Raw genomic sequence first — 13,492 nt, forward strand, 5'->3', positions numbered from 1 at the left:
TGCGGAGAACTGAACTGCCGGAGTTCAAACAGAGATCATTCAGTTCAACAGGAGAATTTGTCATGTCCAATCCCGTTCTCGCCGTGATCGCGGGCGGCGGATGCCGCCAGATCGAGGCCGCCACCGGCATGCTTCAGGCGCTCGAAGCTGCCGGAATCCGGATCGACCGTTACAACGCCTGCAGCGCCGGAGCATGTGTCGCCGCTCTTCACGCATCGGGGCTTTCCGGCGCCGGGCTGGAAAAATTGATCCGGAACACTCCGGTCGAACAGCTGTTCCGCCCCTGCATCGGCCATCAGCTGCTCGCACTGTTCGGAATGCGCGTCGACCACCTGTTCGATCCCGCCGGAATGTACGGCATCCTGCGGCGCAGCCTCACCACCGAAGCCCGCCGCCGCGTCCGCGTCGCCGTGACCCGCCTGCCCGATTACGCCCCGATGATGTGCGATGCAACCGCCGTCACCGTAATGGCTTCCGCCGCCATTCCGCAGGTGTTCGAGCCGGTGAAGATCGGCCCGGACCATTTCGTCGACGGGGGAGTGAAAAATCTCGTGCCGACTCCGCGCATCGGGGAGATCGCCGATTACCGGCATATCTACATCCTGCTCTGCAACGACGACGTCACCGGCGCACCGCCGCGCGGCAGGCTCGGACGCGCCCTTTCCGCCGCATTCGCCACCATGGACCGCGAAGTCACCCAGCTCTACGAATCCGGCTGGCATCTGCTCCCCAACGTCACCGTGATCCAGCCGCCCCCCTTTCCCTCTTCACTGCTGGACTGGTCCGACGGATACCGCCTGATCGCCCACGCACGCGAATACGCCGCCGAAATCATCAGGAGGGAAAAAGCATGAAACAGTTGATCCGGGACCTCGCCGGAGTCGCCTGCATCGCCGGTTTCGGCGGCTTCATCCGCACCCTCGTCGGCAAGGCGCGCCATGAACCGTACAACCTCAAAACCGGCGTCACGGAAGTCCTGATCGCCGTCTTTGCCGGATTTCTCGCACACTGGCTCGGACAGGAGTACATCGCCAGCGACAACCTCCGCACCGCCGCGATCGCGCTCGCCGGTTACTCGGCGCGCGGCATCATGGCAATCCTCGACGCCGCCGTGATCACCAGATGCAAAGCGCTGGCACGTTTCTTCGGGCGCGTCAATCCGCCCTTTTAGCCGCCATCATCACGTAATGATGAGCAAGCGGCAGGCCGCATTGTTCCAGCTCCCGGGTGAAATACCCATCCACCTCCGCATCGCGCCCGAGCGGCAGCACTGCGTCGAAACCGGCCAGGATTCCGGTTTTGAGCAGCCACTCCAGAACCGGCACACCTTCCGGCGGCGCCACGTCAAAGGCGGCCTCCCGCGCGAAACCGATCCGGAATCCGGCCTTCACCAGCATCGCCGCCAATTCGGCCCCGCCTTTCGGAAATTTCGGGAACAATGCGCAGCCGGTCCGCTCCGGGAAGCGCGCCATCGTGCGCCGGAACGCATGGAATACCGCCGGCAGCGTTTCACGGGTGTTGACCACGAACACCAGATCGCCGCCGCGCGAAAGTACCCGCGCCGCCTCCCGGATCAACCGGGGCGGATCGCTGTAGCCGAGCGCCCACGCCGACACGATCAGCCCGGCGGAGCCGTCCGGTTCCCGGTGCAGGAATTCGAGCATATCCCCGACCGTGAAATTGCCCCGGCGGCACAGCCGCTCCGCTTCCGCGACCATTCCGGCGGAAATATCGACCGCCCGGACCGGCGTTGCCGGATAGCGGCGTTCCAGCTCCGCCGTGGTGAAACCGGTGCCGCAGCCGAGGTCGAGGATATTCCCCGCCACCTGTTCCGGCAGCAGTGCGAACATCTCCTCCGTCACCGGCCGGAGCCGCGACAGCCAGTTTTCGGCGTACCCGGCGGCCAGCCGGTCATATCCCGCGGCCACCTCCTTTCCCGAAAGCAGCCGCCCGGCGAGCAGGTGCCCCAGCATCCGCCAGTTCAGCTTCAGGCAGTTGCGGTAGCGCCCCATCAGATCGGGCCGCATCCGGCGCAGCACAGCGCAACCACGGCAACCGCGGCATACATCACATACTTGCTCATCTGGAATCCTCCCTGTTATATTTTATTTCTTCCCGCCAGTCGAGCGGGTACTTGCCGAACGCATATCCGAGCAGGGCGACCACATATTCTTTGCCGTCGGAGAGCCGCCGGGCGATCACCGCCCCGCCGTTCGGGGAAATTTCGGAGCCGATCCCGTCGGTATGGAACACCACTTTGCCGTCGGCGGTCGCGGCAAGTGAAGCGGGATAATACCGGCGCAGCCGGAACAGCTCCCGCTCCTGCCCCGATGCAAGCGCGCACACCGTCTGTTCCCGCAGCGTCAGCCAGCCGCCGGGATAGCGGCACAGCGTCCTGCCGGAGCCGAACGGTTCCGGTTCCTCCATCCCCTCCAACGCAAAGCGGAACAAAGTATCATCGGCTCCCGGCCAGCAGAGTTCGCGACCATCCGCAGACCATTGGATATCCTTGTAACCGGCCTTTCCCTCCCATCCCCACTCTTCGCTGATCTCATCCGGTCTGCCGGCGGGCGTCACCAGCAGCCGGTCTTTCTCCCAGCGCGCCTCCCGGCTGCCGTCGGGCGAAAGCGCCGCGAAAGGCGGCGGCAAGGCCTCCAGTTCCCGCACCTCGCCATCCTCGATCCGAAATCTCCTGATCTGCCGGTTTGCCGTTTCAACGCAAAGTGTGCCGGTCACTCCCTGCAGCACCTCCGGGTCAGAGTGCCCGGCCTGAAAACGCCAGGCCGGCTCGTGCAGACTGTAGTTCATCAGGCCGAAAAACGACGGGACGGTCCCCAGAACCAATAGAGTTGAAACCGTGTTCAGAATCCACGGGTGTTCCGGCGGCCTCTGTTCCGGCAGTTCGTCCGCCTCGGTCGCGATCAGAAACCAGAACTGCCACAACAGCGCCACCGGCAATGAGTTGGCCACCGCGCCGAAGGCCCCGGCCAGCCAGATTCCGGAGAAGCCCCACTCCGCCAGCATCTTCACCAGATACGCGGCGCCCGCCGCCAGCCAGAACAGGGTGAACCGCTGGAGGTTCGTGAATTTCCTCCTCCGAATCCATCCGCAGGCCGCATAGAAGCCCGCCCCGTATGCGGCGGCTCCGGCCACAACCATGACCGACGCCCCCGCCGCCGCGGAAAACGAATAGCGACCGCCCCAATCCGGACACAGCAGCATCAGCAATCCGGCGGCGGCGCCCGTTCCGGCTCCCGCCCCCGCCGCCTGCCACAGCTTCAAACGCTTCACCAGCGGGAAACCCGCCGCCAGCGCCGCGAACAGCAGCGCGCCGCGCCCCCATGCCGCCGGACCTCCCAGCAGGCTGCTGAGCGCCCCGAAAAATGCCGCGATCAGAATGGAACCGAATGAGACCATATTGTCACCTCCCGCCATTTGAGTGCTTTTTTCCGAAACCGGAATCCGCATCGGCCGATCAGGAACTCCCGGCCATCCGCCATGCGCCGCGCCACCAGAACCGAAAAGGGGGCCAGCTCCGAAGTGACATCGTCGGTATAAAAGACAAATGTCCCGTCCCGCGTGGCGGCAATTGCGTGATGCGGCGACTGCCGCTGCAGCCGGAACAATTCGCGTTCTTTCCCGTCAACCGGCCGGAAACAGACGCTCTTCCCCCGCAAAACCAGTTTCCCGCCCGGATAAGGCGTGCGATTTTCTCCCCTGTACGCCGCCTCCACACTCTGCTGCGGCAGTTCCGTCACAATCCCATCGCGAATCTGAAATCCCGCATCATTGCAGGTCAGGATCCCGGAAAGCCCGCGCAACACCGCCGGATCATGCCGCGTCCGGGCAAACCGGATCAGCGGCTGGTCGAACATATGGTTTTCCATCAGAACCGGCAACGAAAAGGCGCCGCCGCCCGCCAGCAGCAGGGCCGCCAGAATCACGCCCCACTCCCAACGGCAGGCGGGGCGTACAAACTGAATTTGCCGCTTCTTTCTCCGTTGTCCGATTCCGGCCGCCGCCATCCAGCAGACCGCCACCGGCAATGAATTGGCCGCCGAACCGGCGACCGCTCTCTGCCAGGCTCCCGGAAACCACCAGTCCGGCGCCGATTTCAGAATGAAAGCGCCGATCGCGACCAGATAACACAGCACAAACGATTCCATCGTGGAAAGCGTGCAGCGCCGATCCAGCTCCCGCACCGCAAACCAGCCGCCGCCGCAAACCGCCGCGCCGATCACCGCCCCCCAGTTCAGCGGGAATACCCCGGTCATCTCAGCCCTTTCGAGCCATCCGCCCGCCTCCGGTATCAACGCGGCCGCCACTCCCGCAGCCGCCCCGAACAGTCCGCCGATGGCGATGGGCCGCCGGCCCCGCAACCTTTCCGTCACCGTCAAGCCGGCAGCCAGAATACCGAACAGCAGCGCGCCGCGCGCCGCCGCCGACGGCCCTCCGAGAAAGCTGCAGAACGCTCCGAGGAACGCCGCTGCTAAAATTTCAATCGCGTTTCTCCTCACCATTCATTCTCTCTTTTTCTTTTCCAACAGCATCCCGTCCCGATTCCGGCAGAGCATGGTCACGCACCACGCCGCAGCCACGCCGACGGCGTTCATCACCGCGAAATACAGCGTCAGCACTCCGGCCTCCATCTGGTCCGCGCCATATTGCCAGAGGCCGTAACGCACAAGCTGGGCGGCTACCGCCACGACCAGCGTCGCCAGAATCGCTCCGGGGAAATGCGAAGTCTGCGACAGGTATTCCGCCCAGTAGAAGCCGATTCCGTACAGCAGGCAGACCGCGATCACCTGAACATTGCCGATCTCCACTGCTCCTGCGGGCATCCGGCAGAAAACGGCGGCGGCGACTCCGCCGGCCACGCTTCCGCAAAGCAGCGCCGCCCAGACCAGCCGGCAGCGGTGAACCAGCCGGATCCCGGAGGTCAGCAGCACAAAGAGCACCGCGCCGCGGATCATCCCGGCACCTCCTCCGACAAGCGAACAGGCCGCTCCGAGAAATGCGGCCAGAATCAGGCGAATCCAGATCATCGGACTTCCTCCGCGACTTCTCCGGCCCGCTGTTTTGCAAACACGCCACCGACCGCCATCAACACCAGCCATAAAAGCGTCACCGGCAGCGCCAATATCATGCAGCTCAGCAGACCGGCCAATTTCCCGGAACCGAAAGTGAGGGAAAAGCGCATCACTTGCGCCGCACACGCCGTCAGATAAACGCCGGCGATAACGCACCAACGTTTTTTCAGACGAAATTCACAGAAATTCCAGCCGATTCCATACACCAGACAACCGGTCAAAACCGGAAACGGCATCTGAATCACCGCCAACTCGGGCATATAATAAAATCTGATCTCCGGCACGATTCCCACCGTCCAAGCAGCTGCCAGGCCACCGGCCACTCCGAACAGCCAGAACCAGCGCCGTCCCCATTGCGGATTTCCATTCAACGGCAATTGCGCGAGCGTCAGCATGAAAAAGCACAAGGCTCCCCGCCATGCCATCAGCGGCACCGGCCCCCAGACCGTCAACGCTCCGGCAATCGGAGCCAACGCCAACCGTCCCCAATACCGTTTCATATTCCATTCCCCCTTGTGCCGAATATCTCTGCGCATTCTCCCCCTGTTGCGAATATAACCGCCGGAAATTGAAAAATCAACCCGTTTTTCGATGAAAAAATGTTGGACAGTATCATCGGTTGATGTTATATTCCTGCAAAGCAACAATGAAATAACAGCAGTAAAGAGAATGAACGCGCCTTTCCCGCAGGCGTTCCGGTCCTCGCGGAAGGAGAGGCAGCTTTCCTGGAAATATTGGAGGTATTCATGACGGCAAACTCCTTTCCGGCCGCCCGGCTTCCGGAACTGGTCTTCGATTCCGAACCCGGCTTCGTCGAACTCTACAATGTCGCGTGGAAACTCGCGTGGGAACATGTGCTGACCCGCGCCGGCGCTCCCGTCTCCCCCTATATGGACGAGGGGTTCGACAAGGAACGGATCTGGCTCTGGGACACCAGTTTCATGGTCCACTTCTGCAAGTACGCCCCGGAGGCGTTTCCCGGCGTCGCCAGTCTGGAAAACTTCTATCGCCCGATGCTCGACGGCGAACCCTCGACGCTGCTGGTCCACCACCCCGACAACCCGCCGCTGCCGGCGTGGGCCGAATACGCGAATTTCCGGGTCACCGGCGACCGGCAACGGCTGAAAAAGGTGCTCGCCGACCACCGCTGGCTGCAACGGTATTTCGATCTCTTTGAAGCCTTCAAACGCGGCGACCGGCCCGCGTGGGGCGGCGAAGCGGTCTGGCTTCAGCGCGAACCGCTCGGCTATCTGTGGCGCGGCAATCCGAACGGGATGGACAACACCCCGCGCGGCGGCGTCTCCGCCGACGAATCCGACAGCCGCAACTATGAGACGATGTACTGGTTCGACGCGCTTGCCCAGCAGGCGCTCTCCGCGCGGCTGATCTTCGAGATGGCCGAAGCGATCGGCCTCGGCGAAAGCGCCGCGAAATTCCGCACTCTCTGGTTCAGCTATTGCAACTTGCTCAATTCCCGCTACTACGACCGCGAAGACGGTTTCTATTACGACATCGAACGCACCGCGCCGCACCGCTTCATCGAGGTGAAGACTCCGGCCGTCTACTGGGCGATGCTGGCCGGAGCCTGCACCGCCGAACAGGCCGGGAAACTCGCGCTGGCCGCGGTGGACCACAATATTTTCGGCGGCGATTTCCCGTTCCCGTCGGTCAGCCGCAACGATTCCGCCTACAACCCGCTCGGCGAATACTGGCGCGGCGGCATCTGGCTGCCGCTCTCCTACATGGCGATCAAGGCGCTGGAAAAGTACGGCTTCACCGGCATCGCCGACCAGGCCGCCGAAAAGACCGTCCGGCTCCAGCTTGAAACCTACCGCAACTGTACGCCGCACACCATCTGGGAGTGCTACTCGCCCTCCGAATGCAAGCCCGCCACCAACAAACGCGTGGTCGGAGCGGACGAACCGGTGCGCACCGACTTCTGCGGCTGGTCCGCCCTCGGACCGATCAGCCTGATGATCGAAAACGTGGTCGGGCTCGATCTCGACGGAGCTCACGGCAAAGCAGCCTGGCGCATCAAGCACACCGGACGCCACGGAGTGAAAAATGTCACCTTCGGCGGCATCCGCGCCGATTTCCTGACTCAGGGCAGCGGAACCGTCGAGATCGATTCCGACCGGCCCTTCACGCTGACCGTCAACGGCCGCGAGCTTGACGTGCGCGCCGGCCATAACCTCCTGAACTACTGAAAGAGACCAGACCATGGAATACCGCGAAATCGGCAGAACCGGCCTTTCCGCCGGCATCATCGGGCTCGGCAGTGAGCACCTCGACAACAAGCCCTACGCGACGGTGGAGGAGACCATCCATGCGGCGCTCGACCACGGCATCAACCTGATGGACCTCTTCATGCCCGGCGAGGAGGTGCGTTCCAACATCGGCCGCGCGTTGGCCGGACGGCGGGACAGGATGATGATTCAGGGCCACATCTGCTCGGTCGACCTGAACCGGCAGTACGACATCAGCCGCGACCTCGCGACCTGCCGGAAATATTTTGAAAACCTGCTGCGCTGCCTGAACACCGACTACATCGACTTCGGGATGCTCTTTTTCATCGACTCCGCCGAGGATTTCAGCAGCGTCTTTGAATCCGACCTCCTCGAGTACGCGCAGCAGCTCAAGCGCAAAGGCACGATCCGGGCGATCGGCGCCAGTTCCCACAATCCGGTCACCGCGCGGCGGGTCGTCGAGAGCGGCGTGGTCGATCTGCTGATGTTCAGTGTGAACCCTGCCTTCGATATGATGCCGCCGGAGACCGACCTCGAAACCATGATCGGCGATCCCGCCGGCTCCATGACCGGCATGAATCCGGTCCGCGCCGACCTCTACCGGCTCTGTGAACAGCGCGGCGTCGGCATCACCGTAATGAAAACCCTCGGCGCGGGCAAGCTGCTGTCGCGCGAGCACACGCCGTTTGCCGAACCGCTGACCGTCGGGCAGTGCATCCACTACGCGCTGACCCGCCCGGCGGTGGTTTCAACGCTGATCGGCTGCCAGTCCGCGGCGCAGGTGGCGGAGGCGGTCGGCTATCTCGACCTCTCCGAAAGCGAACGCGACTACGCGCCGGTCGTCGGCAGCCGCCGCAACGATTTCAAGGGAAACTGCGTCTACTGCAGCCACTGCCAGCCCTGCCCCGCCGGAATCGACATCGCGGCGGTCAACAAATACCTGGACATCGCCCGGCTCGACGAAGCGCACATCCCGCCCGGCATCGCGCAGCATTACCGCTCTCTGAAAAAGCACGGCTCCGACTGCATCGGCTGCGGCAGCTGCCAGAAGCGGTGCCCCTTCGCGGTGCCGGTGATTGAAAACATGAAACGGGCCGCGACGCTGTTCGGCGCTTGACAGAAACGGCCGGCGCGGCTATATTTCTTACTCCGTAAAACGAATCAGGAAACCTGCAGGAAAATTCCATCATGAAAAAAGCGGACGTTTATTTTACCGATATGAGAGTCAAGCCCGGCGGGCGGAACCTCCAGCAGAAGCTGGCTCTGCTGCTGAAACGGGCCGGAATGGACACGATCGACTTCAAGGACCGCTTCGCCGCGATCAAAATCCACTTCGGCGAAGCCGGCAACCTCTCTTTCCTGCGCCCGAACTTCGCCCGTACCGTCTCCGACGAGATCAAAAAGCTCGGCGGCAGGCCGTTCCTGACCGACTGCAACACCCTCTACGTCGGTTCGCGCAAACATGCGCTCGAACACATCGAAACCGCCTACCTCAACGGCTTCACTCCGTATTCGACCGGCTGCCACGTGATCATCGGCGACGGGCTGAAAGGGACTGACGACATCGCAGTTCCGGTGCCCAACGGCGAACTGGTGCGCGAAGCGAAGATCGGACGCGCGATCATGGACGCCGACATCTTCATCTCGCTGACCCACTTCAAGGGGCATGAGATGACCGGCTTCGGCGGGGCCATCAAGAACATCGGCATGGGTTGCGGTTCGCGCGCCGGCAAGATGGAGCAGCACTGCGACGGCAAGCCGACCGTGGACCGGACGCTCTGCATCGGCAGCCGGGCCTGCGCCCGCATCTGCGCTCACGGCGCTCCGACGTTTTCCGAAGGCAAGGCGGAGATCGACCATGCGAAGTGCGTCGGCTGCGGCCGCTGCATCGGCGTCTGCCCGAAGGATGCCATCCAGCCCTCCTGGGGGCAGCAGGAGGGACTGCTCGACCGCAAGATGGCCGAATACGCGCTGGCGGTGGTGCACGGCAGGCCGCATTTCCACATCAGTCTGGTGATGGACGTCTCGCCGTTCTGCGACTGCCACCCGGAAAACGACGCGCCGATCGTGCCGGACATCGGCATGTTCGCTTCGTTCGACCCGGTCGCGCTGGACCAGGCCTGCGCGGACGCGGTGAACAGCCGCGCCCCGAATCCCGACAGCCTGCTCGCGGAGCACGGCAGTCATCACCACGACCACTTCCGGGATGTCTCTCCCTCCACGAACTGGGAGCTTCAGCTGGAGCATTCGGTGAAGATCGGCCTCGGCACCCGCTCCTACGAACTCGTCACGGTCTGACGGCACGGAAAGCGTTCTTTTCATGGATACGAAAAACTTCATCGCCGAAAAGCTGGACCGCGACGAACTGATCCGGCTGATCGAATACCACAACCGGCGCTACTGGGACGAGGGGGAGCCTGAAATCCCCGACGCGCGTTACGACGAACTCATCCGCGCACTGCAGAAGCTCGAACCGGATCACGAACTGGTCACCCGTGTCTACGCCCCGGCCGTTGCCGGTTCCGGCAAGGTGCGGCATCTCCGGCCGATGTTGTCGCTGGACAAGGCCTATTCGCTCGAAGAAGTGCTGGAGTGGGCGAAGAAGTTCGCCCGCAGCGAGGACGAGGAGCTGCTGGTCGAGCCGAAATACGACGGCATTTCCGCCAACTTCGACGGGCGCGTTCTCTCCACGCGCGGCGACGGCGAACTCGGCGAAAACATCACCGACAAACTGCCGCTGGTCGAGCTGGAAACCGCCGGGCACACCGGCAAAGTGGACCGGCCGGTGCGCGGCGAACTGGTGATCCGCGACGACGATTTCAAGACCCTCTATTCGCATATCCGCAAGAAGGGTGGCGGCGTCTACAAGAACTCCCGCAACGCCGTCGCCGGGATCATGGGACTCAAGGAGATCGCCGAAATGGAGCTTCAGGGGGCGAAGATCACGCTGGTGGATTACAATCTGGTTTCGTTCCGGGTGAAGTATTCCGAGCTGGCCGCGAAGTGGGAGGAGCTGCGGCGGCAGCTGGAAGCCCTTCCCTATCCGCAGGACGGCATCGTGATCAAGCTGGCCGACTCCGCCTATTCCGCGTCGCTCGGCAACACCGCCCACCATCCGCGCGGCGAAATCGCGTTCAAATTCACCAACATCCGCCGCGAAACCAGACTGATCGGCGTGGAGTGGAGCTTCGGCAAGAACTGCCTGACGCCGGTGGCGGAGCTGGAACCGGTCGAAATCTCCGGCACCACCATCCGCCGCGCCACGCTGCACAACATCCAGAACATTCTCGAACTGGGCGTGCAGATCGGCGATACCGTGACCGTTGAACGGGCCGGGGACGTGATCCCCTACATCGTTTCGTCCACCCCCGGCGAGGAGCGCCGCTCCCCGCTGATCGAAGATTGTCCGAGCTGCGGCGCGAAGCTGGTCCGGCGCGGCCCGGAACTCTGCTGCCCCAACCCGGAGTGCCCCGAAACCCAACTCCAGCGGCTCGCCGCCGCCGTCCGCAACCTTGGCATCGAACGGCTCGGCGAACCCACTTTGCGCAAGCTGATGGAAAACTCCGGCGTCCGCCACCTCGGCGACCTCTTCGAGCTGACCGCGATGGACCTGCTCAGGCTCGACGGCTTCGCCGCCAAATCCGCCGCCAACCTGATCGAGGAGATTCAGAAGGCCCGGATCGTCAACGACTACCAGCTTCTTGCCGCGTTGAATATCCCGAACATCGGCGCCAACGTCGCCAAGGTGATCTTCAGCCACACCGACTTCGCCGGCCTACGCCGGATGTCGGAGGAGGAGCTCAGCGCCATCCCCGGCATCGGCCCGGAACGCGCCAAAGCCCTGGTTTCGGAGCTGGCCGCCCAATCGGAATACCTCGACGAACTGCTCGGCGCGGTCCGGCTGATCCACGCCGCCGCACCCGCCGCCGAAATCCCGACCGTCTGCTTCACCGGGAAAATGCCGGAGAAGCGTTCCTATTACGAGAAGCTCGCCACCGCCCACGGCTACCGGAGCGCGGACGATGTAACCTCCTCGCTGTCGCTGCTCGTCGCCGCCGATCCCGCCGAAAACAGCGGCAAGCTCAAAAAGGCCGCCAGACTCGGCGTCAAAGTGGTTTCGCTCGACGAATTTCTGTCCATGCTGTCCCCCGCTTCCGCGCCGATTGCAGAGGCGGACGGTCAGCTGTCGCTGGGGATTTAAGAGAGTTTCGCCTGACTGCGGCAACAGTCTTGGGAGTACGGAGATTCCTCTCCGCTTTCCAATCGGCCCGGCCCTTACAGGCAGAATACCATACAGCAACACTCCCGCCGCCAGGGCGGAGTTCCGCCGATAGAGCAAATAAACTGATAGATAATAAATCCGGTTTTGTAATTTTTACGTAGTAAAAATTCAAAACCCTACCCGCCGCCGGGTGCTACCCGGTCGGGGGGACCGGCGGGCGAAGCGCCACCGGCCGCCGGAGGCAAGCCTCCGGGGAAGCCTGCCGTTTTAAAGGCAGGCGGGTCTGCCCGCCCTTTGGGCGGCAGACCTTGTGCGCTACGCGGCCTGATTTTCAATCAGGCTCCGGTAGCTGGGCGCAGTAGCGCACAAAGTGTCTCCGACGGGCAAGGCGCTTCGCCCTTGCAACCCGACCGGCAACGTGCCGGGGCGGAGTTCCGCCGATAGAGCAAATAAACTGATAGATAATAAATCCGGTTTTGTAATTTTTACGCAGTAAAAATTCAAAACCGTACCCGCCGCCGGGTGCTACCCGGTCGGGGGGACCGGCGGGCGAAGCGCCACCGGCCGCCGGAGGCAAGCCTCCGGGGAAGCCTGCCGTTTTAAAGGCAGGCGGGTCTGCCCGCCCTTTGGGCGGCAGACCTTGTGCGCTACGCGGCCTGATTTTCAATCAGGCTCTGGTAGCTGGGCGCAGTAGCGCACAAAGTGTCTCCGACGGGCAAGGCGCTTCGCCCTTGCAACCCGACCGGCAACGTGCCGGGGCGGAGTTCCGCCGATAGAGCAAATAAACTGATAGATAATAAACCCGGTTTTGTAATTTTTACGCAGTAAAAATTCAAAACCGTACCCGCCGCCGGAGGCATCCCGGTCGGGGGGACCGGCGGGCGAAGCGCCACCGGCCGCCGGAGGCAAGCCTCCGGGGAAGCCTGCCGTTTTAAAGGCAGGCGGGTCTGCCCGCCCTTTGGGCGGCAGACCTTGTGCGCTACGCGGCCTGATTTTCAATCAGGCTCCGGTAGCTGGGCGCAGTAGCGCACAAAGTGTCTCCGACGGGCAAGGCGCTTCTCCCTTGCAACCCGACCGGCAACGTGCCGGGGCGGAGTTCCGCCGATAGAGCAAATAAACTGATAGATAATAAACCCGGTTTTGTAATTTTTACGCAGTAAAAATTCAAAACCGTACCCGCCGCCGGAGGCATCCCGGTCGCAAAAGCCAATGCTGATTTTGAGGGGGAAATCGAAAAATATTGAGCATGGGGTTTGCTTTCCTGCGGAATATGTGGTATTTTGAGAACAACAATCGATAATATTCACGATAATTGAGGGGGTATGCTGATGAAGGAGCGAGTTTTCACGGTCCGTAACAAAGCGGGAATTCATTGTCGTCCGTCCAGCGTGATTCTGAATACGATCAATAAGGAGTTTCCCTACCATCACTTCTGGGTGGAGACCAGCGACGGGCAGGAAACCGAACTGAACAGCATTCTGACGCTGATTTCGCTCGGCCTTACGGTCGGCTCCAAAGCGGTGCTGCGGGTGGAAGGCCCCGATGAGGATGCCGCCGTCAACCGGATCGGCGATCTTTTCGAGCACGAATTCGATTTCCCGCCGCGGTAATTCCGGCGCAGCCGCCGTCCGCACTCCCGCCCCGCCGACATGGAGCCGGGAGGGGTGTACGGCAATGGATATTACAAAATTGTAACAATACCGAATGAAAATCTATTTTCCTCGCGAAAAATTCAAATAAAGAAACCTTATAAATTACATTTATGTAACTTTTGATTCCATAAATAACAAATTTGTAACTCGCGGCGACAGGAATCATTCGGGTGAATCCTCCTAATCCATTGCCAATCCGGCAATTGAATTGATTGGCACGCTTTGTGCTGGACTTTATGGAACGGATTTTTGTCTTCAGACATGTTCCAACTTTACAAATAG

Annotated in this window: 12 protein-coding genes; 7 read left to right on the forward strand and 5 right to left on the reverse strand. The window is 62.1% G+C overall.

Features of this window, described 5'->3' with window-relative positions; all coding sequences use genetic code 11:
- Positions 1-62 precede the first annotated feature (62 nt).
- Together C8D82_RS16420 and C8D82_RS16425 are read left to right on the forward strand one after the other, a co-directional pair.
- The gene (locus tag C8D82_RS16420) at positions 63-854 is read left to right on the forward strand and encodes a patatin-like phospholipase family protein (RefSeq protein ID WP_116885374.1); all 792 of its coding nucleotides are present in this window, start codon (positions 63-65) and stop codon (positions 852-854) included.
- The gene (locus C8D82_RS16425) at positions 851-1,171 is read left to right on the forward strand and encodes a phage holin family protein (RefSeq protein ID WP_116885375.1); all 321 of its coding nucleotides are present in this window, start codon (positions 851-853) and stop codon (positions 1,169-1,171) included. Before C8D82_RS16420 ends, C8D82_RS16425 begins: the two co-directional genes overlap by 4 nt.
- Here C8D82_RS16425 and C8D82_RS16430 read toward each other — a convergent pair.
- The 5 genes from C8D82_RS16430 to C8D82_RS16450 are packed head-to-tail and all read right to left on the reverse strand — an operon-like array spanning position 1,155 to position 5,590.
- The gene (locus C8D82_RS16430; RefSeq protein ID WP_116885376.1) at positions 1,155-2,027 is read right to left on the reverse strand and encodes a class I SAM-dependent DNA methyltransferase; all 873 of its coding nucleotides are present in this window, start codon (positions 2,025-2,027) and stop codon (positions 1,155-1,157) included. The genes C8D82_RS16425 and C8D82_RS16430 overlap by 17 nt on opposite strands.
- 52 nt (positions 2,028-2,079) lie before the next feature.
- A complete protein-coding gene (locus tag C8D82_RS16435) occupies positions 2,080-3,417 on the reverse strand; it encodes a hypothetical protein (protein WP_116885377.1) in 1,338 nt (445 codons plus the stop codon).
- Complete coding sequence (locus tag C8D82_RS16440) at positions 3,393-4,520, reverse strand: hypothetical protein (protein WP_116885378.1); 1,128 nt, start codon at positions 4,518-4,520, stop codon at positions 3,393-3,395. Before C8D82_RS16440 ends, C8D82_RS16435 begins: the two co-directional genes overlap by 25 nt.
- The gene (locus C8D82_RS16445; protein ID WP_116885379.1) at positions 4,521-5,045 is read right to left on the reverse strand and encodes a hypothetical protein; all 525 of its coding nucleotides are present in this window, start codon (positions 5,043-5,045) and stop codon (positions 4,521-4,523) included. It lies immediately after the preceding gene.
- Complete coding sequence (locus C8D82_RS16450) at positions 5,042-5,590, reverse strand: hypothetical protein (protein WP_116885380.1); 549 nt, start codon at positions 5,588-5,590, stop codon at positions 5,042-5,044. Before C8D82_RS16450 ends, C8D82_RS16445 begins: the two co-directional genes overlap by 4 nt.
- Positions 5,591-5,836: 246 nt before the next feature.
- Here C8D82_RS16450 and C8D82_RS16455 point away from each other — a divergent pair, with 246 nt between their 5' ends.
- The 5 genes from C8D82_RS16455 (at position 5,837) to C8D82_RS16475 (ending at position 13,168) form a co-directional block, all read left to right on the forward strand.
- Positions 5,837-7,297 carry an MGH1-like glycoside hydrolase domain-containing protein gene (locus C8D82_RS16455; protein ID WP_116885381.1) on the forward strand — a complete coding sequence of 487 codons (1,461 nt, stop codon included), beginning with the start codon at positions 5,837-5,839 and terminating at the stop codon, positions 7,295-7,297.
- Between the two features lie 13 nt (positions 7,298-7,310).
- On the forward strand, positions 7,311-8,453 hold the full coding sequence (locus tag C8D82_RS16460) for an aldo/keto reductase (RefSeq protein ID WP_116885382.1): 1,143 nt from the start codon (positions 7,311-7,313) through the stop codon (positions 8,451-8,453).
- A gap of 71 nt (positions 8,454-8,524) precedes the next feature.
- Positions 8,525-9,634 carry a DUF362 domain-containing protein gene (locus tag C8D82_RS16465; RefSeq protein ID WP_116885383.1) on the forward strand — a complete coding sequence of 370 codons (1,110 nt, stop codon included), beginning with the start codon at positions 8,525-8,527 and terminating at the stop codon, positions 9,632-9,634.
- Positions 9,635-9,656: 22 nt separating this feature from the next.
- Positions 9,657-11,537 carry a helix-hairpin-helix domain-containing protein gene (locus tag C8D82_RS16470; RefSeq protein ID WP_116885384.1) on the forward strand — a complete coding sequence of 627 codons (1,881 nt, stop codon included), beginning with the start codon at positions 9,657-9,659 and terminating at the stop codon, positions 11,535-11,537.
- A gap of 1,349 nt (positions 11,538-12,886) precedes the next feature.
- On the forward strand, positions 12,887-13,168 hold the full coding sequence (locus C8D82_RS16475) for an HPr family phosphocarrier protein (protein ID WP_165833141.1): 282 nt from the start codon (positions 12,887-12,889) through the stop codon (positions 13,166-13,168).
- Positions 13,169-13,492: the final 324 nt, after the last annotated feature.

This window comes from Victivallis vadensis (assembly GCF_003096415.1).
GTDB lineage: Bacteria > Verrucomicrobiota > Lentisphaeria > Victivallales > Victivallaceae > Victivallis > Victivallis vadensis.

Excerpts from the sequence above, each read along its gene's own strand:
- C8D82_RS16420 (WP_116885374.1), top strand. The coding sequence starts at position 63 with ATGTCCAATCCCGTTCTCGCCGTGATCGCGGGCGGCGGATGCCGCCAG.
- C8D82_RS16425 (WP_116885375.1), top strand. The coding sequence starts at position 851 with ATGAAACAGTTGATCCGGGACCTCGCCGGAGTCGCCTGCATCGCCGGT.
- C8D82_RS16430 (WP_116885376.1), bottom strand. The coding sequence starts at position 2,027 with ATGCGGCCCGATCTGATGGGGCGCTACCGCAACTGCCTGAAGCTGAAC.
- C8D82_RS16435 (WP_116885377.1), bottom strand. The coding sequence starts at position 3,417 with ATGGTCTCATTCGGTTCCATTCTGATCGCGGCATTTTTCGGGGCGCTC.
- C8D82_RS16440 (WP_116885378.1), bottom strand. The coding sequence starts at position 4,520 with ATGGTGAGGAGAAACGCGATTGAAATTTTAGCAGCGGCGTTCCTCGGA.
- C8D82_RS16445 (WP_116885379.1), bottom strand. The coding sequence starts at position 5,045 with ATGATCTGGATTCGCCTGATTCTGGCCGCATTTCTCGGAGCGGCCTGT.
- C8D82_RS16450 (WP_116885380.1), bottom strand. The coding sequence starts at position 5,590 with ATGAAACGGTATTGGGGACGGTTGGCGTTGGCTCCGATTGCCGGAGCG.
- C8D82_RS16455 (WP_116885381.1), top strand. The coding sequence starts at position 5,837 with ATGACGGCAAACTCCTTTCCGGCCGCCCGGCTTCCGGAACTGGTCTTC.
- C8D82_RS16460 (WP_116885382.1), top strand. The coding sequence starts at position 7,311 with ATGGAATACCGCGAAATCGGCAGAACCGGCCTTTCCGCCGGCATCATC.
- C8D82_RS16465 (WP_116885383.1), top strand. The coding sequence starts at position 8,525 with ATGAAAAAAGCGGACGTTTATTTTACCGATATGAGAGTCAAGCCCGGC.
- C8D82_RS16470 (WP_116885384.1), top strand. The coding sequence starts at position 9,657 with ATGGATACGAAAAACTTCATCGCCGAAAAGCTGGACCGCGACGAACTG.
- C8D82_RS16475 (WP_165833141.1), top strand. The coding sequence starts at position 12,887 with ATGAAGGAGCGAGTTTTCACGGTCCGTAACAAAGCGGGAATTCATTGT.